Annotated in this window: 20 protein-coding genes; 3 read left to right on the top strand and 17 right to left on the bottom strand. The window is 68.4% G+C overall.

Features of this window, described 5'->3' with window-relative positions; genetic code table 11:
* Positions 1 to 112 precede the first annotated feature (112 nt).
* The 11 genes from ACUYTF_RS06475 to ACUYTF_RS06425 all read right to left on the bottom strand — a co-directional run bounded on the left by ACUYTF_RS06475 (position 113) and on the right by ACUYTF_RS06425 (position 11,933).
* Positions 113 to 1,303 carry an ABC transporter substrate-binding protein gene (locus tag ACUYTF_RS06475; protein ID WP_434141873.1) on the bottom strand — a complete coding sequence of 397 codons (1,191 nt, stop codon included), beginning with the start codon at positions 1,301 to 1,303 and terminating at the stop codon, positions 113 to 115.
* Between the two features lie 48 nt (positions 1,304 to 1,351).
* A complete protein-coding gene (locus tag ACUYTF_RS06470; protein WP_434141874.1) occupies positions 1,352 to 2,188 on the bottom strand; it encodes an inositol monophosphatase family protein in 837 nt (278 codons plus the stop codon).
* Positions 2,188 to 3,285 (bottom strand): ATP-binding cassette domain-containing protein, encoded by a 1,098-nt coding sequence (locus tag ACUYTF_RS06465; RefSeq protein WP_434141875.1) that lies wholly within the window; start codon positions 3,283 to 3,285, stop codon positions 2,188 to 2,190. Before ACUYTF_RS06465 ends, ACUYTF_RS06470 begins: the two co-directional genes overlap by 1 nt.
* Position 3,286: 1 nt before the next feature.
* On the bottom strand, positions 3,287 to 5,152 hold the full coding sequence (locus ACUYTF_RS06460) for an ABC transporter permease subunit (RefSeq protein ID WP_434141876.1): 1,866 nt from the start codon (positions 5,150 to 5,152) through the stop codon (positions 3,287 to 3,289).
* Between the two features lie 327 nt (positions 5,153 to 5,479).
* Positions 5,480 to 5,875, bottom strand: a complete 396-nt coding sequence (locus ACUYTF_RS06455; protein WP_434141877.1) for a PIN domain-containing protein — start codon at positions 5,873 to 5,875, stop codon at positions 5,480 to 5,482.
* Entirely contained in the window at positions 5,866 to 6,123 is a 258-nt protein-coding gene (locus tag ACUYTF_RS06450) for a type II toxin-antitoxin system prevent-host-death family antitoxin (protein ID WP_434141878.1), read from the bottom strand. Before ACUYTF_RS06450 ends, ACUYTF_RS06455 begins: the two co-directional genes overlap by 10 nt.
* A 222-nt stretch (positions 6,124 to 6,345) precedes the next feature.
* Positions 6,346 to 7,158 (bottom strand): SDR family oxidoreductase, encoded by an 813-nt coding sequence (locus ACUYTF_RS06445; protein ID WP_434141879.1) that lies wholly within the window; start codon positions 7,156 to 7,158, stop codon positions 6,346 to 6,348.
* A gap of 169 nt (positions 7,159 to 7,327) precedes the next feature.
* Positions 7,328 to 8,398, bottom strand: a complete 1,071-nt coding sequence (locus ACUYTF_RS06440) for a Gfo/Idh/MocA family oxidoreductase (protein WP_434141880.1) — start codon at positions 8,396 to 8,398, stop codon at positions 7,328 to 7,330.
* The gene (locus ACUYTF_RS06435; RefSeq protein WP_434141881.1) at positions 8,395 to 9,264 is read right to left on the bottom strand and encodes a TIM barrel protein; all 870 of its coding nucleotides are present in this window, start codon (positions 9,262 to 9,264) and stop codon (positions 8,395 to 8,397) included. The genes ACUYTF_RS06440 and ACUYTF_RS06435 overlap by 4 nt, the downstream gene beginning before the upstream one ends.
* Before the next feature lie 64 nt (positions 9,265 to 9,328).
* Positions 9,329 to 10,558: a Gfo/Idh/MocA family protein gene (locus ACUYTF_RS06430; protein WP_434141882.1), complete on the bottom strand. Its 1,230-nt coding sequence runs from the start codon at positions 10,556 to 10,558 to the stop codon at positions 9,329 to 9,331.
* Positions 10,559 to 10,721: 163 nt separating this feature from the next.
* Complete coding sequence (locus tag ACUYTF_RS06425; protein ID WP_434141883.1) at positions 10,722 to 11,933, bottom strand: MFS transporter; 1,212 nt, start codon at positions 11,931 to 11,933, stop codon at positions 10,722 to 10,724.
* Between the two features lie 148 nt (positions 11,934 to 12,081).
* Between ACUYTF_RS06425 and ACUYTF_RS06420 the strand changes: the two genes are divergently transcribed.
* Genes ACUYTF_RS06420 through ACUYTF_RS06410 form a run of 3 tightly spaced genes read left to right on the top strand, consistent with a single transcriptional unit; the run spans position 12,082 to position 14,799 of the window.
* Complete coding sequence (locus ACUYTF_RS06420; protein ID WP_434141884.1) at positions 12,082 to 13,263, top strand: Gfo/Idh/MocA family protein; 1,182 nt, start codon at positions 12,082 to 12,084, stop codon at positions 13,261 to 13,263.
* 52 nt (positions 13,264 to 13,315) lie between these two features.
* Positions 13,316 to 14,419, top strand: a complete 1,104-nt coding sequence (locus ACUYTF_RS06415; protein ID WP_434141885.1) for a substrate-binding domain-containing protein — start codon at positions 13,316 to 13,318, stop codon at positions 14,417 to 14,419.
* Positions 14,420 to 14,469: 50 nt separating this feature from the next.
* Positions 14,470 to 14,799 (top strand): nuclear transport factor 2 family protein, encoded by a 330-nt coding sequence (locus ACUYTF_RS06410; RefSeq protein ID WP_434141886.1) that lies wholly within the window; start codon positions 14,470 to 14,472, stop codon positions 14,797 to 14,799.
* A gap of 84 nt (positions 14,800 to 14,883) precedes the next feature.
* On the opposite strand, the gene ACUYTF_RS06405 is transcribed toward ACUYTF_RS06410, so the two are convergent.
* The 6 genes from ACUYTF_RS06405 to iolD form a co-directional block, all read right to left on the bottom strand.
* Complete coding sequence (locus ACUYTF_RS06405; RefSeq protein ID WP_434141887.1) at positions 14,884 to 15,804, bottom strand: ATP-binding cassette domain-containing protein; 921 nt, start codon at positions 15,802 to 15,804, stop codon at positions 14,884 to 14,886.
* Entirely contained in the window at positions 15,801 to 16,847 is a 1,047-nt protein-coding gene (locus ACUYTF_RS06400; protein WP_434141888.1) for an ABC transporter permease subunit, read from the bottom strand. The genes ACUYTF_RS06405 and ACUYTF_RS06400 overlap by 4 nt, the downstream gene beginning before the upstream one ends.
* A 32-nt stretch (positions 16,848 to 16,879) precedes the next feature.
* The gene (locus tag ACUYTF_RS06395) at positions 16,880 to 17,890 is read right to left on the bottom strand and encodes a substrate-binding domain-containing protein (protein ID WP_449279494.1); all 1,011 of its coding nucleotides are present in this window, start codon (positions 17,888 to 17,890) and stop codon (positions 16,880 to 16,882) included.
* Between the two features lie 252 nt (positions 17,891 to 18,142).
* The gene (locus ACUYTF_RS06390; protein ID WP_434141889.1) at positions 18,143 to 19,072 is read right to left on the bottom strand and encodes an NAD(P)-dependent oxidoreductase; all 930 of its coding nucleotides are present in this window, start codon (positions 19,070 to 19,072) and stop codon (positions 18,143 to 18,145) included.
* Positions 19,073 to 19,089: 17 nt separating this feature from the next.
* Positions 19,090 to 19,872 carry an aldolase/citrate lyase family protein gene (locus tag ACUYTF_RS06385; protein ID WP_434142199.1) on the bottom strand — a complete coding sequence of 261 codons (783 nt, stop codon included), beginning with the start codon at positions 19,870 to 19,872 and terminating at the stop codon, positions 19,090 to 19,092.
* The gene (gene iolD / locus ACUYTF_RS06380) at positions 19,869 to 21,818 is read right to left on the bottom strand and encodes a 3D-(3,5/4)-trihydroxycyclohexane-1,2-dione acylhydrolase (decyclizing) (protein ID WP_434141890.1); all 1,950 of its coding nucleotides are present in this window, start codon (positions 21,816 to 21,818) and stop codon (positions 19,869 to 19,871) included. Before iolD ends, ACUYTF_RS06385 begins: the two co-directional genes overlap by 4 nt.
* Between the last annotated feature and the right edge of the window lie 2 nt (positions 21,819 to 21,820).

The raw sequence follows: 21,820 nt of genomic DNA, 5'->3' as shown, positions 1-21,820 counted from the left end.
CGATACCGATCAATGATCAGCGGGGGTTTCTTCCAGCCGAGTACTTCGACGTACTCATGTGAGACTGTAGCGGGGCCGCTTTCCGACCCCGCCACAACCATCATCGGCGAGGTCAGCGGTTCGAGCGCCAGAAGTCCTGCCAGAAAACGGTGTTCTTATAGTCGTCTTCGAGATACTCCGTGCTGAAGGGCTGCGCCTCGTCGGCGATCAGCGGATCGAGCCCGTAGGCATCCTCGGGCGCGACGACATCGGGATTGTAGGAGCGCTTGCCGTCGGGCATGATGAACTCCATGCCCTCCTGCGAGGTCGCGAAGTGGATGTACAGCTTCGCAGCGTTCGGGCTCTTCGACTTCGATGCGTAGGCCATCGTCTGCGGCATGGGCCCGGCGACGTAGGGGTCGAGACCTGCGCAGGGGGCCATCTGATAGCCCTTCTCATCATTGTTGCGGAGCTTCGCGGCGGAGGTCTGGCCGACCGGCGGCGCCTCTTGACCGGGCGCGCCGACGGCCTCCGAGACCTCTTCGTCGCTCTTGAACACCGCCGCATTCGGGGCGAGACGCTTCAGCCACTCGTGGAACGCGGTCTCCTCCTCGGTCTCGAGCGGTTCGCCGTAGTGCTCCTCGTAGGCCTTCGCCCACGCATCGGCATGGTCGCGCGCCGACTGGTTCCAGATGTTCGTATACATCGCCCGCGCTTCAGGATCAGGGATCGCGACTTTGCCCTTCCACTCGTCATCGGTGAGCTCCCAGATGTTCGATACGGGGCAGGTGTCACCGTACGTCTCCGAGTTGTACATCCACCACAGCCAGTTTCCGCTCGTCAGGTACGGGTAGCGAGCGTCTTCGGGCAGCTTGTCATAGACGTCGCCCGGCACCCAGTTCGTGAGGATGCCGTCGCGCAGCAGCTCGGAGTAGAAGGCGGGCGGCTCGGAGATCGCGAGCACATCGGCGATGATGTTGCCCGAGTCGTGCTCGCGCTTGACCTTGTCGATCGCGTTCGTCTCGATCTTCACGCCCTCGGCATCGATGCCGTACTTCTCGGTGAACGCTTCGGTGATCTGCGTGACCTTGCCGGTCTCGTCGTAGACCGTGATCGGGCCTTCCTTCTGCGCCGCAGCGACGAGCTCATCGAGGTCGAAGCCCTCCTTCGTCTCATCGGGCTGCAATTCGACCTGCTGCTTCTCGTCCTTCTGCGCCTCGCCGCCACCGTCTACCCCGGGAGGGGCGCATGCGGTCACCCCCAGCCCGAGGGCCAGCAGCAGGCCGGCGGAGGCCCCCAGGCGTCGCGTCATCGTCTTACTCATCTTCGAGCTCCTTACTGTCTTTCTGTTGAGGTTGTAGGTGATGAAATCTCAGTACCCGACCGGGAGCGGCCGTTTGCTCTGGGTGCGCATGATCTCTTCGAGGATCGGGTAATCACCGCCGGGAATCGTGGCGTAGTAGTGCGGGTTCTCATAGTCGCGGCGCTCCGGCAGGCGCTCGCCATCACCGTACGTGGAATACATGCCGCCGGCTTGACGGATGATGAACGCCGACGCGGCGACATCCCATGAATGCGCCTCGAATGAAATGGTCGCGTCGACCCATCCGGCAGCGACCCAACACAGGGTGATGCAGCTGCTGCCGAGCGCGCGCACCTGCGCGAACTGATTCGTCACCGAGGCGAACTGTTCGAGTGCGAGTTCGGGGTAATGAACGAGATCGCGAGGCAGCGGATAGTTCATCACGACGGTCGCCTGCTCGGCTGCGGGGAACCCCCAGCTGTGCATCGGCTCGTCGTTCAGGAACGCACCGCGATCATCAGCCCAGAACATGTGGTCGTTCGCAGGGTCGTAGACCACCCCCACGACCATCTCCCCGTCGAGCGCGATACCGATGCTCACGGCCCACATCGCGATCCCGCGAGCGAAGTTCGCCGTGCCGTCGATCGGATCGATATGCCACGACAGCGGGCCCGATCCTTCGCTCGCGCCTTCTTCCTCGCCCACGATCGTGGAATCCGGGTACGCCGTCAAGATCGCGCCGCGGATATGCTCCTCGCAGGCCCGATCGTACTTCGTGACCATGTCGTGGAAATCGGCCTTCACATCGATGCCGAGGTCCCGGTTACGGAATCCCTCCATCGCGATCGCTCCGGCCTCGCGGGCGATACGGAGCGTGAACTCGCTGAGCTCTTGGATGTTCGTCATTACTGGGCTACCTCTACTCGCTGATCATTCGTATCGAACACATGGACCTGGCTGCCGTTCGCGACGAGCTCGATGTCGTCACCGGTCTGCAGCTCGCCCCGCTGCAATGTCGTCGCGTACACCCGCTGACCGCCCACCGAAGCCTCGACCGTCCACGAACCGCCAGTAGGCATCACCGACTCCACCCGGCCGGGCAGTACCAGCCCGCCCGGCACCCGCGCGGGGTTCGGCTGCTCGACCGCAAGCGTCTCGGGGCGCACGCCCACCGAACCAATCCCACCGGCAGCAACACCGTGGGCTTCCACGAACACAGCAGCGTGAGCCTGCTGCGGCGATGCCTCGCCCATCTCGATGAAGTTCATCGGGGGCACTCCGAGGAAGTTCGCCACGAAACGGTTCACGGGACGGTCGTAGATGTCCATCGGGGAGCCCACCTGCTGCAGCACGCCCTGATTCATCACCGCGACCCGGGTCGCGAGCGTCATCGCTTCCCACTGATCGTGTGTGACGAACACGACCGTTGCATTGAACTCTTCATGAATGCGCTTCAACTCGGCTCGCATCTCCAGGCGCAGACGCGAATCCAGATTCGAGAGCGGTTCGTCTAGCAGCATCAGCTGCGGGTTCACGGCGAGCATGCGCGCCAACGCGACCCGCTGCTGCTGTCCGCCCGACAGCTGGGCCGGATATCGATCCACGTACGGGGCGATACCGAGCTTCTGCGTCATCTTCGTAACGCGTTCGGCGCGTTCCGCCTTGGACACCTTGCGCAGCTTCAGCCCGTAATCCACATTGTCCGCGACCGATAGGTGCGGCCACAGCGCGTAGCTCTGAAACACGAGACCGATATCCCGCTTCTCGGGCGGCACGAACCTGTTCGCCTTCGGCTCGTCCACGACGGTGTCACCGATCGCGATTCTGCCGTCGGTGATGTTCTCAAGACCCGCGATCATGCGCACCGTCGTCGTCTTGCCGCAGCCCGAGGGCCCGAGCAGACACATGAAGTCGCCGTCGTTAATAGTGAGGTCGAGGTCCTCGACCGCATTGGTGTCTCCGCCATAGTTCTTGACGACACCGTCAAGTGTGATCGTGGGCATATCAGCCTCCCATTCCCTGAGCAAGATCGGTTTTCATTACTTTCTGCACTGTGTAGGTGCCGATGAACGCGATCGCCGCGACCAGCAGCACGACCGCATTACCGGCCTGCGAGTAGCCCACATCGAGGAGCCGGATCGACAGCGTCGTCAGCACGTCCATTCCGGGCACGGCAAGGATGACAACCAGCGACAGGCTCTTCACCCCCGAGATGAACGCCATCACCATGCCGGTCGCGAGCGCGCCCTTCTGGATCGGCAGCACGATCGTGAAGAAGCGGCGCCACCAGCCCGCGCCCGACATCTGCGCGGCTTCTTCCGGGTCGGAGCCCAGCTGCATCATCGCGGAGATCCCGGCACGCGAGGCGAACGGCATCTGCTCGGTGAAGTAGATGAGCACGAGGATGGCGGCGGTTCCGTAGAGCGCAGGGATCGGGCCCCGCTGCACGGCGAAGAGCGACAGGTAGGCGACGGCGAACGCGATGCCGGGGACGAGGTACGGGAAGAACACCATCTGCCGCAGGAAGCCCGACACGAACTTCGACTGCGATCGGACGATGACGTACCCGACGATCAGTCCCATGACGCCGGCCATGATCGCCGCGAGGCCGACGATCCACAGGCTGTTCCATGCCGCACCCCACACCTCGGAGTTGAACAGCACCCCATCGGGGAAACCTATCGTGGACAGATCACGGCCGGTCCAGAATGACAACGTGAAGTTCTCGGCCCGGAACACGCCCGGCAGCTTCATCACCGTCGACAGCGCCAGCACGATCAGCGGGATCGCGACGCTGATGAGGAATAGGCCCGTGCACCCGAGCGTTGCGAAGATGCGCGACTTCCCGAGCTTCGCGACGGTATTGCTTGAGCCGCTCTTGCCCGAGATCGTGACGAACCGTTTCGCCTCACGCAGGAAATGCATGTCGACCCACAGCGAGATCGCACCGATCAGCACGATGACCGCGACGATGACTGCGGCCGAACCCTTCTGATCGCTGTAGATATTGCGGTAGAGGCTCGTCGCGAGGACGTTCATGTTCACCGGCAGGCCCAGCACGTAGGCCACGCCGAATTCACCGAGCACCTTCGCCAAGATCAGTGTGACAGCGGAGATCAGCGCGGGCCTGAGCAACGGGAGCACCACCGTGAAGGTGACCTTCGCTCGAGAAGCGCCCAGCAGCTTCGCCGATTCCTCGAGCGTCGAATCAAACCGCTTCAGCGCGTTGCCGACGAGCATGATCACGAACGGCGAGAAGTGCGCAGCGAAAATCAAGATGATGGGGACTTTGCCGTACGACAACCAGTCAGGCACCACGACTCCGAGGTTCTCGAGCCAACCGGCCTGACCGCCCGTCGTCCGATTCTTGAACATGGTCACCCACGCGAGTGCGAACGTCCACGCCGGCAGCATGTAGGGCACGATCAGCGCGGTCGCGAACCACTTGCGACCCCACATATTGGTGCGCACCATGAGCCACGCGGCTGAAATGCCGACCGCCAGGGCGAGCACGATGCTGCACAGCGCGATGGTCAGCGTATTGGCGAGAGGCTCCCAGAAGATCGAAGCCGCCTGCGGCGAAGCGAATACCCGCCACAGATAGTAGGAAGTGAGACTGCCTTCTTCCTGCTGCGTGATCATCGTGTCCTGGCGATGCACCACGGCCCCGTCGATCAGCAACGAGACGATCGGGGCGATGATCAAATAGGCGAACAGAATGAGCGCGAGCACGCCGATCGTGACGACCGGGTTCTGCATATAGAGGCGAAGACGGTACCCCAACGGCGCTTTCGCCGCAGCACGCCGCCGAGACATCTTCGGCTGCTGCCCCGCCTCCTGGGGTTCGGGAATAAGAATCGTCGTAGTCACAAAGACTTCCTTGTCCGAGCTTAAATGTACCGGAGAAGGTACGTTTAAGATTATGTATCCTCGTCGATACCTTTGTCAAAACAAACTCGGTCACGAATTGGAAACGATGCAGGCGTATTTAAGGACTCCTGTCGCGGGACCGATCATCTCTTTCGCGCCGAGAAGCACCACCTCGCCCGCTCCCCTATCGGCGGAGGGCTGAATGCGCGCCCGCAGCGCGCTCCGTACGGTCTCCGCCGACCGAGCGTCCGGACCGTTTCTCTGACAGGTTCGGCACGTCCGACCCGTCGCGAATAGATACGCCCTCCGGCATTTTGCGCCGGAACGTCATCCCTCGAGAATGTTGCGCGCCAATCCGCGAGAGGCCTTCGCGAACCGCTGGTCGTTGGTCCACAGCTCAGCGCAGCCCGCATGCTGTGCCGCCGCGAGGTGCAGGGCATCTGGCGTGCGCAATCCGGTGTGCGCACGGAGCTCGGCCGCCCGCAGGAACACGTCCGTATCGAGTGCGACCCGCTCGAGCCGGTCGATGAACTCGAGGTAGTGGTCCCTCAGCTCGAGATCCCGCGCGCGATAGGGGCCGACCAGGCACTCGTGCGCCACGAGTGGGCTCACCGCCACGACGTCTTCGGCGGCGGCGAGCGCCCCGCGCACTCGTGAACCGCGCTCGCCCGCGTCCTCGACCGCGTAGATGACGATGCAACTGTCGAGGTAGATCACTCCCATGACTCCCGGGTCTCGGCGATCTGCGCGTCGAGTTCGTCGGCGGGGCGCGCGAGGCGCGCCGGGAGCGGATGCGCCGCGAGCCATGCCGCGGCCGCGACCCCCGATGTATCCGGCGCAGCGGGCGCGACCGGCACGAGCTTCACCACGGGCTCTCCGCGGTTCGCGATGACCACTTCCGCCCCGGAGCGGGCCTCGGCGATCAGCCGCGACAGGCCGTTCCGCGCTTCGAACACGCTGTAGGTCGACATGACGCCAGTATAGCCAGAAGTATAGCCATACTGGCGCGTGGCTTTCGAATGCGACGTCGAGGGCTTCTGCTCCCGCGATCGGTCAAACAAAGGGTCGCGATCTGGGGTCCGCGCGCGCGAAAACCCCAAGTCTCGACCCTTTGTCTGGGCAAGAGGAGCGTGGGCGCGTAAGAGCGGAAGCGGAGACGGGGCGGGGCAGGGGCAGGGGCAGGGGCCGCGAGCCTACTGGTCGTAGGCGCCGGGCACGTTCTGGTCCCAGTCGATGAGCGACCCCGTCACGACGCCGCTGCGATCGCTCAGCAGGAAGACGACGGCGTCGGCGATCTCGTCGGGCTGACCGAGCTTGCCCATCGGCTGCGCGGCAGCCGCCTCCGCGAGCCAGTCGTCGGCCGCGCCGTGGAAGGTCTGCTGCGTCACCGCTTCGCCGGGCGTCGCCGTCCAGCCGATGTTGAGGCCGTTGATGCGGATGCGGTCGAAGCGGTGCGCGAAGGCGACGTTCTTCGTGAGGCCTGCGAGGCCCGCCTTCGATGCCGTGTACGGCGCGAGGTAGGGCTGACCGCCGTGCATCGCCATCGAGACGATGTTCACGATCGTGCCGGGTGCCCCGCGCCCCTTCATATCGGCGACGGCGGCCTGCATCGTCATGAACGGCGCCACCAGGTTCACGGCGAGGTGCTCGCCGAGCAGCTCGCGCGTCGTGTCGAGCAGGGTGCCGCGGCTCGTCGCTCCGGCGGCGTTCACGAGACTGTCGATGCGGCCGAACTCCGCGATGGTCTCGGCGACGGCGCGCTCGGCCTCGCCGGCGGCCGCCATGTCGGCGACGATCGGCAGCACTCCCGCGGCGGCGAGGTCGCTCGACTCGTTCGCCGCCAGTTCGCGCAACTGCGCGGCGGCCCGCTCGGCCTTCTCGGCGCTCCGGCCGACGATCGCGACTCCGCTCGCGCCCTCGCGCAACGCCGCCTCGGCGATCGCGAGGCCGAGGCCCTGCGTGCCGCCGGTGACGAGCAGAACCTTGTCTTGCATCAGCTGCTGCATGAGTACTCCTTCGTAGTCGTGTGGGGTGTCAGGTCGCCCGAACTTCGGCTCTCACCCGAACTTCGGAGCAAATCACCGGTTCTCATCCGAAATACGGGTGAGAGCCGAAGTTCGGGTCGTGTGCAGCCGAGGCGGGACGGCCACTCCAGGGATCGCCGAGGCCCGGCGCTCAGCCGAGCAGCCGGCTCGGACGCAGCGGCAGGCCGCTCGCCTCGTAGACGGCGTCGATGAGCTCCATGGTGCGGCGTGAGCGCGCGAGCACGGCCGCGTCGCGCTCGCCGTTCGCGATGGCGGCGCGCAAGTGGTCGAGCTGGTACATGTAGCTCGATCGGGTGCCGAGGTGCTCAACGCGCTCCGAATCACCAGCACCAGCACCGGTACCACCAGCACCAGCACCAGCACCAGCACCGCGCACGATCACGCGGTCGTCCTGCTGCGGCTTCACGTAGTTGGGCGCGAAGACCGAGCCCGCGCTGCCGACGACCTCGAAGCTGAAGTCCCAGCCCTCGTGCACCATGCTGGTGAACATCGTCGCGGGCAACCCGCCGAGCGCGAACATCGCGTCGACCGACGTGTCGATGCGCGGGTCGACCTCGCCCGCCGTGGCCGATGCCGACTGCAGCGTCAGCGGCAGGCCGAACGCCTCGCCGAAGGCCAGCAGCCCGTTGATGGCGTAGCAGCCGACGTCCATGAGGGCGCCGCCTGCGAGGTCGAAGCTCCAGCGAGGGTCGGCGGAGTCGGGTGCGGGCATGGCCATGCGGGCGTGCACGGCCTGCAGCTCGCCGATCTCGCCGGAGCGCACGATCTCGATGATGCGGGCGAAGAGCGGGTGGTCGACGTAGTGGAAGGCCTCCCACGCCCAGCCCGCCGAACGCGAGAGCCGCGCCGCGACGGCGTCGAACTCGGCGAGGTTCGACGCGAAGGGCTTCTCGACGAGCACGTTGCGCCCGGCGGCGAGCGCCTGCACGGTCCATTCGGCGTGCAGGCCGTTCGGCAGGCCGACGTAGACGACGTCGAGCGAATCGTCGGCGAGGAGCGCCTCGTAGTCGTCGTGCACGCGGTCGTAGTCGTGCTCGGTCGCGAATTCGCGCGCACGCTCGGGGTCGCGCGCGGCGACCGCGGCGCGCACGTCGCCGGTCTCGCGGCTCGCGATGGTGATCGCTTCCTCCGCGATGCGCGAGGCGCCCAGGAGCCCGATGCGCATCGACGCTGACGCGGTACCGGGCGCAGTCGTGCTCATGCGGCAACCGCCGCCTTGATGAAGTCGACGCTGCGGCGGGCGTTCTCGAAGGCCCGCACCGCGTCGGCCTCGTTCTCGACGACCGTATCCTGCTCAAGCACGTACCAGCCGCTGTAGCCGGCGGCGATGAGCGCTTCGATGATCTCGGAGACGTGCGCATCGCCCTCGCCGAGCGCCTGGTACATGCCCTGGCGCACGCCTTCGCGGTAGTCGATCTCGCCGGCGCGCACGCGGGCGGCGACCTCGAGGCTGACATCTTTCAGGTGCGCGTGCACGATGCGGGCGGCGTGCTGCTGCACGAACGCGACGGGGTCGCCGCCGCCGAGCGTGTAGTGGCCGGTGTCGAGGCAGAGGCCGACGCGCGAGCCGGCGATGACGCGCTCGACGGCCTCGGGCGCCTCGACGACGGTGCCGAGGTGCGGGTGCAGCGTGGCGACGACGCCGACGGCGGCCGCGGCGTCGAGGGCGCGGTCGAGGTTCGCGAGCAGCGTCTCCCATTCGGCGTCGGTGAGGGCGGCGGCCCCGTCGTAGCCTGCTGCGCCGCTCACGGCCGACAGCACCATGGTGCTCGCGCCGGCGGCGACGTAGGCTTCGAGCTCGCGCTCGATGGCGGGCAGCGGGTCGGCGTCCGAGCGGTGCAGCACGATCGGGAAGAAGCCGCCGACGGCGGTCATGCCGGCCTCGGCGAGCACTGCGGCGCGCTCGGCGGGCGCGTCGGGCAGAAAGCCCTCGGGCCCGAACTCGGTCGCGGTCACGCCGAGCGATGCCATCTCCGAGAGCACGCGACCGCGGTCGAGCTGCAGCCCCCAGCCGGGTACCTCGATGACTCCCCAGCTGATGGGCGCCGAGGCGATGCGAACGTTCATGTTGACTCCTGATTCGGTGGGGAGTGAGGTACGAGTGGTGCCGTCGACGGCGATGCTACAGGGATCAGCGGTCGTTCTGCAGCGAGGCCGTGGTGCCGGCGACGGGGGCGCTCTGCTCCCAGGCGCGCGTCTCGGCGGAGCGCTCGGCGGCGGTGACGACCTGGGCGGCCGACAGCGCATCCTGGATGTTCGAGTTCAGCGCCTCGCGGCCGAGCACGGCCTGCAAGAACTTCTTGGCTTCGATGACTTTGAGGTCGTCGTAGCCCATCGAGGTGCCGGCGCCGGGCTGGAAGCGGGAGAAGTCGCCCATGCCGGGGCGCGCCATGATGCGGGTGTAGCCCTGGTTCGAGGTCTCGAGGCCGCCCGAGAGGTGCAGTTCGTTCATGCGCTCAAAGTCCCAGTGCGCGGAGCCCTCGGTGCCGTAGATCTCGATGCCGTAGCTGGCGCGCGGGCCGACGGAGACGCGGGATGCCTCGAGGGTGCCGACCGCGCCCGACGCCGCGGCGTCGTCCGAGAGGCGCACGAGCATGGCCGCGTAGTCCTCGTTCTCGACGGGCTTCATGTCGCCGTCTTCGATGAGGGCGAAGTGGGTGCCGGTGCCCATGGGCAGTTCGGGGCGCTCGGTGTAGACGGTCGAGGTGAGCGCGGTGACCTCGGCGATGGGGCCGAGCGAGTACTGCACGAGGTCGACGAGGTGCCCTATGAGGTCGCCGAGCACGCCGTTGCCGGCGAGGCCCTTCACGAAGCGCCACGAGAGGGCGCCGCGGGGGTCTGCCGAGTAGTCGGCGAACATCTGGCCGCGCACATTGGTGATGCGGCCGAGCTTGCCCTCGGCGACGAGCTCGCGCAGGTATTCGATGGCGGGCGCGTGGCGGTAGTTGAAGCCGATCGACGACACGACACCGGCTTCTGCCGCGGCTTCGGCGACCGAGCGGGTCTCGTCCTCGCCGCGACCGACGGGCTTCTCGATCCAGAAGTGCTTGCCGGCTTTCGCGGCGGCGATGCCGATCTCGGCGTGCAGGAAGTTGGGGGCGCAGATCGAGACGACGTCGACCTCGGGGTCGTTCAGCACCTCGTGGTAGTCGGCCGAGGCCTTCTCGTAGCCGAGCACCTCGACGGCCTCCTCGGCGCGGGCGGGCGCCGGGTCGGCGGCGTGCACGAGGCGCGGGCGGATCTTCAGGTCGGGGTACGCGTAGCGCAGGTTCGCGTAGGCGCGGCTGTGCAGCTGGCCCATCCAGCCGACGCTGATGAGGCCGACGCCGACCGTCGTGGTGCCGTCTTCGTTGATCTGCATGATCGTTTCTTCCTCTCGAAGTGCCTGCGTCTACGCGGCACCGTGCATCGGCGGTGATCCCTGGGCCCTGAGATGATTCCCTGCGCGTCGCGAGCGCAATATGGACCGGTCCAAATTGTAAGAACCCGGGCGCCGAGATGTCAAGCGAATCGCGGGGTTCGGGCTACTTCTTTCTCGTCAGGGATCGCCCCGCGAAGCACAGCAGCCCGATCACGACGAGGGCGAGCGAGCCGACCGGCAGCGCAGCCACCCCGCCCGTGGCGAGCAGCCCCGCGCCGGCGAGCGAGCCGACGAAGCTGCCGAGGTTGCCGACGCCCGATGGCAGCGACGAGGCGAGACGCGGGAACCGCTTCAGTTCGCGCATGTAGAGCACCTGCCCGGAGGGGCCGGTGCCGCCGAGCACCGCTCCGACCAGCGCGAGGGCGAGGGCCGTGCCGAGGCTGCCGACGGGCAGCATGAGCAGCACCGCCCCCACCGCTCCGGCTGCGGCCGAGAGCACGAAGGCGGGCCCGGCCGCGCGGTCGGCGAACCATCCCGCGACGAAGTTGCCGAGATTCATGCCGATGCCGAAGGCGAGCATGCCGGTCGCGGCGCTGAGCCAGCCGCTCCCCGGGCCGCCCTGGGCCCAGTCGACGACCGGCGCGACGTAGGTGACGATCGCGAATCCGCTCGCCGCGATGAGCACGGCGGCGCCGACGAGCACGAAGAGCGCGCCTCGCAGGCGCCTGCGCGCACCGTCGGTCGAGGCGCTGCCCGTGTCGGCCACGACATAGCCGACGTCGCTCGCGGGCGAGATCGCGAGCAGCGCGACGAAGGGCACCGCGAACAGCAGCGCCGCAGCGGCGATGATGACGCGCCAGTCCCAGCTGGCGCCGAGCGCCGTGAGCACCGGCACCCCGAGCAGATTCGCGCCGGCGAGGCCGCCGTGCACGATCGCGCTGCCGCGGCCGTAGTTGTTGGAGCCCAGCATGTGGGCGGCCGCCATCGCGCCGACGCCGATGTAGCTCGCATGCGTGAGCGCGGCGAGGAAGCGCAGGGCGAGCGCGACCGTCAGCGTCGGGGCGAGGGCCAGGAGCAGGGTCCAGAGCAGCATGAGCCCGGCGCAGACGAGCAGCGCCGAGCGCTCGGAGAGCCGCCGGATGACGAGCGGCGTGACCGCGACCCCGACGACGACGCCCAGCGCGTAGGCCGCGGCGACTCCCCCGCTGGCCGCGAGCGCCGCTTCGGTGTTCGCCGCATACAGCTCGGGCAGGAGGTCGGCGGCCATCTGCGGCAGCAGGCCCATGACGATGAACTCGCTGACGCCGATGCCGAAGCCGCCGCACACCAGGGCGGCGATGAGCACTCGATGCCCCGCCGTGATTCTTCGCGCCATCATGCTCCTTCGCCGCCGACGCCGACGCGGACCGTGCCGACCCCACGATTGACACGAGGGGTCGATCCGCGTTCTAATACTTACTTAGAGCGCTCTAAGTTACTGAGCGATTACCCCTATCTTCCCCCATGAGACGAGGAACACGCGCATGACACAGACCATTCGAGTAGCCGTTGTCGGCGCCGGCTTCGCCGGTCAGGCCCATGCCTTCGGCTACCGCAACGCCGCCATGGCCGACTCCCTCGCGGGCGTGCGCGTCGAACTCGACACGATCGTCGACCCGAACACCGCACTCGCCGAAGAGATCGCGGCGCGCTACGGGTTCGCCCGCACCGCAGCCTCCGTCGACGACATCCTGAGCGACCCGTCGATCGACGCCGTCAGCGTCGCCCTGCCGAACTTCGTCTACCGCGACGTGCTCGCGCGCATTATCGAGTCGGGCAAGCACGTCTTCGCCGAGAAGCCGCTCGGCGTCTCGGCTGCAGAAGCCGAGGAGCTGGCAGCGGTCGCCCAGCGCCACGACGTCGTCGCCGCCGTCGGCTTCTCGTACCGCCATATCCCGGCGCTCGCAGCGACCCGCCGCGCCGTGGCCGAGGGCCGCATCGGCACGCCGACGTTCGCCCGCGCCCACTACTACGCCGACTACGCGCTCGACCCCCGCGGCGCGCACACCTGGCGCTTCGACCAGCAGCGCAGCGGCGGCGGCGCGATCATCGACCTCGGCAGTCACGCCATCGATGCGCTCGCGCACATCCTCGGACCGATCTCGGAGGTCTCGGCGTCGCTGCTCGACACGCGGATCACCGAGCGCCCCATCGCGACCGGCGGCATCGGCCACACGCAGACCGTCTCGGACACCGAGACCGCGCCCGTCACCAACGACGACACCGCCCTGCTCACCGTGCGCTTCGCGTCGGGCGCCGTCGGGTCGCTGCAGATCAGCCGCATCGCAGCGGGCAAGCCGAACGAGCTCGGCATCGAGGTCTTCGGCTCGGGCGGGCACGTGTCCTTCGATTCGAGCAAGTACAACGAGTACACGATCTACGAGCTCGAGGGCGCCCGCCCGGGCGACGACGGCCCCCGCCGCGTCATCGCCGGCCCCGCGATGCCCTACTACAGCGAGGTGTCGCCGATGCGCGCACGCGGCACGGGCACCGGCTACGGCGAAGCCTTCATGGCCGAGGTGCAGGAGTTCGTGGCCGCCGTCGCACTCGGCCGGCCCATCGACACGACCTTCGCGGCCACGGTGCACCCGATGCGCGTCGTGCAGGCAGCGCTCGACAGCTCCGCCTCGGGCCGTGCCGTGCCGGTCGCACCGGTCGCCGGATAGTCTGAGGGCGGCGCGCAATCGCCGCAGACGCCGCGAGAGAGCAGGGAGCCGCATGACCGAGTCGCACCGGGCCGCCCCCGCCTCGGCGACGACCATGGAGACCGTGGCGCGCGAGGCCGGAGTTTCACGTGCAACGGTGTCGCTCGTCTACCGCGGCGCCAAAGGCCCCAGCCGCGCCTCGATCGAGAAGGTGCTCGCCGCCGGCGCGCGCCTCGGCTACCGCCACAACGCGATCGCCGCCCGCCTCGCCTCCAAGCGCACGAACACGATCGGCCTGTCGATTCTCGACCTCACGAACGAAGTCTTCATCGAGATCGCCGAGGGCGTGCGCGACGCGCTCGGCGGCGCAGAACCGGGCGCCGCCGAGGGGGCCGTCGAGGCCGGGGCTCCCGGGCAGAAGCTCGTGCTCGCCGCCGCCCGGCCCGAGCGCGGCGATGAGCTCGCCGCCGTCGAGAGCCTGTTGAGCGCCCGCGTCGACGCGGCCATCGTCTCCGGCAGCATGCTCTCGGATGCGCAGCTCGCCTCGCTCGCCGCGTCGACGCCGTTCGTGGTCGTCAGCCGGCTCGTGCCCGGCATCGATTCGGTCGCCGCGGACGACCGGCTGGGGGGATCCCTGGCGACGCAGCACCTCATCGATCTCGGGCATCGCCGCATCCTGCATCTGATGCCGCCGGTGGCCCCCCACTATTCGGAGCGGCGCGCGGGCTACCGCGAGACGATGCGCGCCGCGGGTCTCCGACCGCTCATCCAGGACACCGGGTTCTCGCTCGCCGACGCGACCGAGACCGCGGCCGCCGTGCTGCGTGCGGCCGACCGCCCGACCGCGATCTTCGCCGACAACGACATCGCCGCGCTCGGCGTGCTCACGGCGGCCGCCGAACTCGGCATCCCGGTGCCCGGCGAGCTCTCGGTCATCGGCTACGACAACACCCGCGCGGCCGCCCTGCCCGGGGTCGCGCTCTCGAGCGTGGACCAGCAGGCGCGCACGCTCGGTCGCATCGGAGCCGAGTACGCGCTCGAGGCGCTTGCCGCGGGCCCCGGCCACCGGCCTGTCGAACCGCGCAGCACGCTGCTCGCGCCGTCGCTGCACCTGCGGGCCTCGACCGCTCCCCCGTCGGTGGCGTCGTCCGGCGCGGGGCGGATCCGCCCTCAGTGATTCCGCGCAGGGGCTTCCGCTTTCGCAGGCCCCGACCCTATGATCGCCGCATGAACGGCAACACGACTCCCGCTCCGCTCCAGGCCTTCGTCGACGCGATCAACAGCGCCGACACCGACGCGTTCGTCGCAGCGTTCACCGCAGACGGCTTCGTCGACGACTGGGGGCGCGTGCTCAACGGCCCTGACGGTCTGCGCAGCTGGGCCGCGACCGATGCGATCGGCGCCGGCGCGCACATGACGGTGCTCGGCACCACCGTCGATGGTGACGAGATCGAGGTGCGCTTCGGCTGGAAGAGCCGCGTCTTCAATGGCGAGAGCACCGCGATCGCCACCGTCGCCGGCGACCGGCTGCGCTCCTTCAAGATCCTGCCGGGCTGAAACCGGGTGGGGCGCTCGCCCGCACAACGCAGCAGGGCGCCCATCCCTGCGGATGAGCGCCCTGCTGACGAGCAGCGGCAAGACCTACTTGCCGTCGAGCTCCTCGGGAGGCACGACGGTCACGGCTTCCGTGACCTGGACGCGGCCGACGCCGGCCGCCTCGTCGCCCTCGATCTCGTCGCGGATCGTGCGAACGGCATCCGTCGACGTACCCACGCTGCGCAACTCGTGCACGAGCTGCTCCAGCTCGGCGCCGCCGGCCATGAGACCGGTGAGCTCCTCGAGCGAGATCTCGCTCTTCTCGTGGTAGCCGATGCTCTGGCCGCGCTTGAGCAGCAAGAACCGGTCGCCTACGGGGTAGGCGTGGTGCGGGTTGTGCGTGATGAAGATCACGCCGAGCCCGCGATCGCGCGCCTGGATGATGTAGCGCAGCACCACGCCCGACTGCTTCACGCCGAGGGCGGCGGTCGGCTCGTCGAGGATGAGCACCTTCGCACCGAAGTACACCGCACGCGCGATCGCGACGCACTGGCGCTCACCGCCCGAGAGGGTGCCGATCGGCTGATCCACATCGCGCAGATCGATGCCCATATCGAGCAGCTCCTGCTTCGCGGTCTTCTTCATGAAGTCGATGTCGAGCCGCTTGAACGGCCCCCACCCCTTCGTGATCTCGGACCCGAGGAAGAAGTTGCGCCACACCGGCATGAGCGGGGCGACCGCGAGATCCTGGTACACCGTCGCGATGCCCTTGTTGAGAGCCTCGCGCGGGGAGTCGAGCTTGACCGCTTCTCCGTCGATGAGGAACTCGCCGCCGGTGTGCTGGTGCAGACCCGCGATGATCTTGATCAGCGTCGACTTGCCGGCGCCGTTGTCACCGAGCACGCACATCACTTCGCCGGCGGCGACCTTCAGGCTGACATCGCGCAGGGCGATGATGTTGCCGTAGCGCTTCTCGGCGTCGCGCAGCTCGACCAGCGGCACCCGGTTGGTTGCTGTCTCGGTCATTTCTTGCCTCCCTTGCCTGCGCGGCGCTGCAGCCAGAGATTCAGCACGGTGGCGCCGAGCAGCATCGCACCGAGGAAGAACTTCAGCCAGTCCGGGTTCCACTCCGCGTACACGACGCCCTTGAGCGCCATGCCGTAGATGAGGGCGCCGATCGCGCCGCCGATCGCGGAGCCGTAGCCGCCCGTGAGCAGGCATCCGCCGACGACCGCGGCGATGATGTAGAGGAACTCGTTGCCGATGCCCTCGCCCGACTGGACGGTCTTGAACGCGAAGAGCTGGTGCATGCCCAGCAGCCACGCGCAGAAGCTGACGCCCATGTACAGGCCGATCTTGGTCTTCGCGACCGGCACGCCCACGGCGCGAGCGGCGTCGGGAGCTCCGCCTGCGGCGAAGATCCAGTTGCCGATCCGGGTGCGGCGCAGAATCCAGGTCGCCACGATGACGAGCAGGATCCAGTAGAGCACCGTGATCTTCACCGAGATGCCGAAGAGCGGGATGTCGGCGGCGAACACGGCGGCTGCGGATTCGAATCCGGGCCACTGCGCGATCGACGGAGCCGCGACGCCGCCGGTGATCATGCGAGTGACGCCGAGGTTCAGGCCCGTGATCATGAAGAACGTCGACAGGGTGACGATGAAGCTCGAGAGGTTCGTCTTCGTCAGCAGCCAACCGTTCACGAAGCCGAGCAGGAGCGAGGTGAAGAGGCCGAAGATCACGCCGATCCAGACGTTGCCGCCGAACCAGTAGATGAACAGGGACGACGAGAGCGCCGAGAAGATGACGCCGACGCCGGTCGACAGGTCGAACTCGCCGCCGACCATCAGCAGGGATACGCCGACGGTCATGATGCCGACCGTCGAGGCGCCGTAGAGGATGGTGGCGATCGATGACGGCTGCGAGAACTGGGGCGCGACCGCGATGAAGAGGATCGCGAGGAGAAGGGCTGCGGCGACCGCGCCGGCCTCCGGCTTCGTGAAGAACCTGGTGAACAGGTTGCCGGAGGCCAGCCGTTCGTCGGCCTTGGGGGCTGCTGTTGTAGACATGTGTTGCTTTCGCTACGCCTGGGAGTCCCGGATTACTCGGACTCTTCGGAGTCGGCAGCCTTCTCGAACTGGGCTGCGACGCTCTCGTAGTTGTCGGCGTTGACGACCGCGGGGCCGGTCAGCACTGCCTGGCCGCCGCCGAGCACGTAGCCGCCCTGCTTGTAGAGACGCACGGCCTCGACCGACTCGTAGCCCTGGATGAACGGCTGCTGGTCGATGCCGAAGAGGATGGTGCCGTCCTTGATCGACTTGTAGACGTCGGCGTTGAGGTCGGTGGTGGCGAGCACCGCCGAGGAGCCCGCATCCTTGATCGAATCCATCGCGGTCATCGCGAACGGAGCCCCGAGGGTCAGGACGCCGTCGATGTCGGCGTTGGTCTGCAGCTTCGAGGTGATGGTCGAGGCAACGTTGGTCATGTCGGTGCCCTGCACGTACAGCACTTCGGACTGGCCGGTGAAGGTGTCGGCGAGCCCCTCGCAGCGACTCTCGAGGCCGACGTGGCCCTGCTCCTGGATCACGCAGACGACACGGGTCAGACCAGCGTTGTTGAACTGCTCGCCCGCGGCCTGGCCCGCGATGAACTCGTTCTGACCGAAGTGGGCGAGCACGCCCATCTCCTTGAACTCGTTCTCACCGGCGTTGATGCTGAAGACGGGGATGCCCGCTTCGACGGCCTTCTTGACCTCGCCCGACATGGCGTCGGCCTTCGCGAGGGTGACGACGATGCCGTCGACATCCTGATCGACCGCCTGCTGCACGAGCTGCGCCTGGCGTGCGCCGTCCGGGTCCGAGCTGTAGAGCAGCTCGATGTTGTTCTTATCCGCGGCGTCCTCCGCGCCCGCGCGGATGGTGTCCCAGAAGGTGTCGCCGGGGGCCGCGTGGGTGACCAGCGCGACCTTCAGCTCCGGCTGATCCGCAGCGGCGCTACCGCCGCCTGCGCCGCCCGCGCCTGCGGGGGTGCCGCACGCCACGAGCGCGAGCGCACCTGCAGCGGCGAGCGCTCCGAGTCCTACTTTGCCCCAACGGGCCATACGTGACTTCATCGTCTTCACTCCATCGTGTGTTTAGAACTAATGTCGTTACAAAGCTTGCGCTTCTGTTCATGAGATTACCCCACAAATACCTCGCCCTGATACCCGGCGGGTAAAGGTTGGGTAACAACCGAGGCTCGCAATCGCACCCGATCGCAGCCGCTGATCCCCCTCGCTGAATCAGGGATCCACGAGGATTGGACCGGTCCAAAGCATACGAGCATTTTTCCGATCCGTCAACAAGGGGTCGAGCCGGAGCCCGGCCTATGAGGCTCTGAACTCCGGCTCGCCCCCTGCGAGCACGCGAGAGACGGCCTCGGCCGCCATGCGGAAGGTGGCCGCCATCGCCGCCTCCGACAGCCCGGTCGTGTGCGGGCTCAGCAGCACGTCCTCGCGACCGGCGAGCGGGTGCGACTGCGCCGGCTCCTCGGGGAACACGTCGAGCCCGACACCGCCGAGCACGCCCTCGTCGAGGGCGGTGCGCAGGGTCTCGACCGCGACGAGCTCGGCCCGCGCACAGTTCACGAGCACGAGCCCGGGCCTCGCCTGCCGCAGCAGATCGAGCGGCAGCAGTTCGCCGTCGCCTCCGGGCAGGTGCAGCGTCAGCGCATCGGCCTGCCGCACGGCGGCCTCGAGCGTCGCGTTCTCGTACTCCTCCGACCGCACGAAGGGGTCGTGCACGACGACGCGCATGCCGAAGGCGGCGCCGTAGCCGGCGATGATGCGCCCGATGCGCCCGAAGCCGATCACGGCGAGCGTCTTCCCGATGGCATCGCCGGGCACGGGCACCGGGTCTGCGACCGCGTCGCGGCCCCACCGGTCGCCCGCCACGTACGCGTGAGAAACTCCGACGCGCTTGACGAGCGACAACAGCATCGCGAAGGCTCCCTCGGCGACCGCCCGGGCGTTGCTGCCCGGGGTGATCGCGACGTGCACCCCGCGTTCCGCAGCGGCGGCGAGATCGACGCGCTCGACCCCCACCCCGGTGCGCGCGACGACGCGGAGGTTCGGCATACGGGTCAGCAATTCGCGATCGACATCGTAGGCCGCGCGCACGATCGCACCCTGCGCCTCGGCGAGATCGCCCGCGCTCGGCTTCGCCGCGAACACCGCGCCCTCTGGCAGGTACGGCACGACGAGCGCGGGGTCGACCGGCCCGAGACCGACGACGACCGGGGATGCGGCAAGTGCCACTGCCGGCCTCTCAGCGCTCATCGCACGCCCATGCCGTCGGGGATCATCGCGTGCACCGCCGCGGCGAGCAGCGTCGCGTCCGACCCGATGGCGACGAATCCGAAGCCCCGCTCGAAGTAGCGTTCGGCGGCCACGCGGTCGTTCGCGAGGATGCCCGCGACCTTGCCGTGCCGTCGGCACGCCTCAACCACCCGGTCGAGCGTCTGCTGGAAGACCGGCGCATCGAACTGCCGCGGCACGCCGAGCGCGTAGCTGAGATCCTGCGGCCCGACGAAGAGCACGTCGGCGCCGTCGGTCGCGGCGATCGCGTCGAGCTCATCGACGGCGCCGAGCGTCTCGATCTGCACGATGCCGATCGCCTGATCGTTCGAGCCGTCGAGCGCCGGGGTGTCCAAGGTCCAGCGGGCGGCACGGTTGTAACTCGCGACACCGCGGTCGCCCTCGGGCGGATACAGCTGGTGGCGCCGCGCTTCGGCGGCCTCGGCCGCGCTCGAGATGCGCGGGAACATGACACCCGCCGCGCCCGCGTCGAGCACGCGCCCGATGCGGATGCGCTCGGGCTGCTCGACCCGCACGAGCGTGGCGGTGCCGTAGGCGCCGGCCGCCGCGGCGACCGCGCCGACCTCGCTCTCATCGCCGCCGCCGTGCTCGAGGTCGACGAGCACCCAGTCGAGGCCGGCGGCCGCGCACACCTCGGCGGCGGTCACCGAGCCGAGACCGAGGAAGGTGCCGATGGTCGGCTCCCCCGCGAGGAAGCGCTCGCGCAACCTGCGCCCGGGCGCGAGCGGGCCCGCGGTCATCCGTGCCACCGCTGCAGCTCGAGGCCCTCGCGGTACTCGACGAGTTTCACGGAGGTGTCGACCCGGTCGAAGACCTCCGCCGGCGAGACGTCCCACCAGGCCTCGGCACCGGGCAGGTCGGCGTGCGGAATCGTCGGCACGACGATGACGACCGGGCCCTGCACGTCACGGGTCTCGTCGAGCGCCGCAGCGACCTCCTCGGCCGTCGTGGGCGTGCGCACCTCAGCGCCGAGACCCGCCGCGACCTGCGCGAGGTCGATCTTCAAGTAGTCGCCCTCGAGCACGCCGGCGTCCGAAGTCGCGAGCGATCCCTCGCCCTCGCGATACCGGAACTCGTTGCCGTAGTGCTCGCCCGTGCGCCACATCTGCAGGCGGCGGATCACCTGGTAGCCGTGGTTCTCGGAGATGACGACGGTGAACGGGATCTTCTCCTGCGCCGCGGTGACGATCTCGGTCGGCATCATGATGAAGGTGCCGTCGCCGATGAACGCGGTGACGCGGTGCGAAGGGTCGGCGTCGGCGACGCGCACCCCCATGGCCGCGGGCAGCTCGTAGCCCATGCACGAGAAGCCGAACTCGAGGTGCGCGTGGCGGCCGTCGGTCGCATCCCACACCTTCTGCAGGTCGCCGGGAGGGCCGCCGGCCGCGGCGACGATCGTGTCGCCCGGGCGCGAGTGCCGCTGCATGAGGCCGATGAGCTGGCCCTGGGTGAGCACCGCGTCGGTATCGAGCAGCTCGGGGTGCTGCTCCTTCGGGAAGCGGGTGTACGGGTCGAGCGCCGCATCGCGCGCGGGCAGCCAGTCGGCGCGCGCCTGCTCGACCTCGGCGGCCCAAGCTGCAGGGATCGCATACCCGTCGAGCACTGCGTCGAGCGCTTCGAGTGCGAGCTTCGCATCCGCCAGCACGGCCGTGGCGCCCTGCTTCACGGCGTCGTGCTCGACGGTGTTGATCGACGCGAACCGCACGTCGGGGTTCGCGAACAGCGACTGCGATGCTGTCGCGAAGTCGGTGAGGCGAGTGCCGATGTGCACTATCAGGTCGGCACGGGCGGCCAGCCGGTTGGTGGTCGGCGACCCCTCGAGGCCGATGCCGAAGACGCTCCACGGGCCGTCCTCGGTGATGGCGCCCTTGCCGCCGAAGGTCTCGCTGACCGGCAGCAGCGTGCGCTTCGCGAGCCCGGTGAGCACGCCCTGCGCGTCGGCGTAGTGCACGCCGCCGCCCGCGATGACGAGGGGGCGCTCGGCGTGCTTGATGAGTTCGGCGACCTGCGCGACCTCGACGACATCGGGCAGACGGCGGCGGATCACCCAGTCGCGCTCGGCGAAGAACTCGACCGGGAAGTCGTAGGCGTGCGACTGCACGTCCTGCGGCAGCGACACGACGACCGCGCCGGTCTCCTCGGCGTTCGCGAGCACGCGGAACGCCTGCGGCAGCGCCGTGAGCAGCTGCTCGGGGCGGTTGATGCGGTCGAAGAAGCGCGACACGGGGCGGAACGCGTCGTTCACCGTCACGTCGGGGGTGCCCGGCAGGTCGAGCTGCTGCAGCACCGGCCCCTGGCGGCGGGTCGCGTAGGTGTCGCCCGGGAAGAGCAGCAGCGGGATGCGGTTCACGGTAGCGAGGCCCGCGGCGGTGATGAGGTTCGTGGCGCCCGGGCCGATCGACGCCGTGACGGCGAGAGTCTGCCGGCGCTTCGACGCCTTCGCGAAGCCCGTGGCCATGTGGCCGAGCGCCTGCTCGTTGCGACCCTGCACGAACGGCAGCGAGTCGGAGTTCTCGGCGAGCGCCTGGCCGAAGCCGGCGACGTTGCCGTGGCCGAAGATGCCGAGCGCCGCGGGCACGAAGCGGCGGCGTTCGCCGTCGGCGACGGAATACTGCGCTGCGACGAAGCGCACGATGGCCTGCGCGACCGTGAGCCGCACGGTCTGCCCGGAGGTTCCCTGAACCATGA

It is taken from the genome of Leucobacter sp. GX0328, assembly GCF_053567315.1.
The sequence above is the reverse complement of the archived record's forward strand: the minus strand, read 5'-3'. Positions and strand labels throughout refer to the sequence as shown.

Excerpts from the sequence above, each read along its gene's own strand:
- ACUYTF_RS06440 (WP_434141880.1), bottom strand. The coding sequence starts at position 8,398 with ATGAGCACGACTGCGCCCGGTACCGCGTCAGCGTCGATGCGCATCGGG.
- ACUYTF_RS06425 (WP_434141883.1), bottom strand. The coding sequence starts at position 11,933 with ATGGCGCGAAGAATCACGGCGGGGCATCGAGTGCTCATCGCCGCCCTG.
- ACUYTF_RS06445 (WP_434141879.1), bottom strand. The coding sequence starts at position 7,158 with ATGCAGCAGCTGATGCAAGACAAGGTTCTGCTCGTCACCGGCGGCACG.
- ACUYTF_RS06430 (WP_434141882.1), bottom strand. The coding sequence starts at position 10,558 with ATGCAGATCAACGAAGACGGCACCACGACGGTCGGCGTCGGCCTCATC.
- ACUYTF_RS06420 (WP_434141884.1), top strand. The coding sequence starts at position 12,082 with ATGACACAGACCATTCGAGTAGCCGTTGTCGGCGCCGGCTTCGCCGGT.
- ACUYTF_RS06410 (WP_434141886.1), top strand. The coding sequence starts at position 14,470 with ATGAACGGCAACACGACTCCCGCTCCGCTCCAGGCCTTCGTCGACGCG.
- ACUYTF_RS06400 (WP_434141888.1), bottom strand. The coding sequence starts at position 16,847 with ATGTCTACAACAGCAGCCCCCAAGGCCGACGAACGGCTGGCCTCCGGC.
- ACUYTF_RS06450 (WP_434141878.1), bottom strand. The coding sequence starts at position 6,123 with ATGTCGACCTACAGCGTGTTCGAAGCGCGGAACGGCCTGTCGCGGCTG.
- ACUYTF_RS06475 (WP_434141873.1), bottom strand. The coding sequence starts at position 1,303 with ATGAGTAAGACGATGACGCGACGCCTGGGGGCCTCCGCCGGCCTGCTG.
- ACUYTF_RS06395 (WP_449279494.1), bottom strand. The coding sequence starts at position 17,890 with ATGAAGTCACGTATGGCCCGTTGGGGCAAAGTAGGACTCGGAGCGCTC.
- ACUYTF_RS06455 (WP_434141877.1), bottom strand. The coding sequence starts at position 5,875 with ATGGGAGTGATCTACCTCGACAGTTGCATCGTCATCTACGCGGTCGAG.
- ACUYTF_RS06435 (WP_434141881.1), bottom strand. The coding sequence starts at position 9,264 with ATGAACGTTCGCATCGCCTCGGCGCCCATCAGCTGGGGAGTCATCGAG.
- ACUYTF_RS06470 (WP_434141874.1), bottom strand. The coding sequence starts at position 2,188 with ATGACGAACATCCAAGAGCTCAGCGAGTTCACGCTCCGTATCGCCCGC.
- ACUYTF_RS06385 (WP_434142199.1), bottom strand. The coding sequence starts at position 19,872 with ATGACCGCGGGCCCGCTCGCGCCCGGGCGCAGGTTGCGCGAGCGCTTC.
- ACUYTF_RS06465 (WP_434141875.1), bottom strand. The coding sequence starts at position 3,285 with ATGCCCACGATCACACTTGACGGTGTCGTCAAGAACTATGGCGGAGAC.
- iolD (WP_434141890.1), bottom strand. The coding sequence starts at position 21,818 with ATGGTTCAGGGAACCTCCGGGCAGACCGTGCGGCTCACGGTCGCGCAG.
- ACUYTF_RS06405 (WP_434141887.1), bottom strand. The coding sequence starts at position 15,804 with ATGACCGAGACAGCAACCAACCGGGTGCCGCTGGTCGAGCTGCGCGAC.
- ACUYTF_RS06415 (WP_434141885.1), top strand. The coding sequence starts at position 13,316 with ATGACCGAGTCGCACCGGGCCGCCCCCGCCTCGGCGACGACCATGGAG.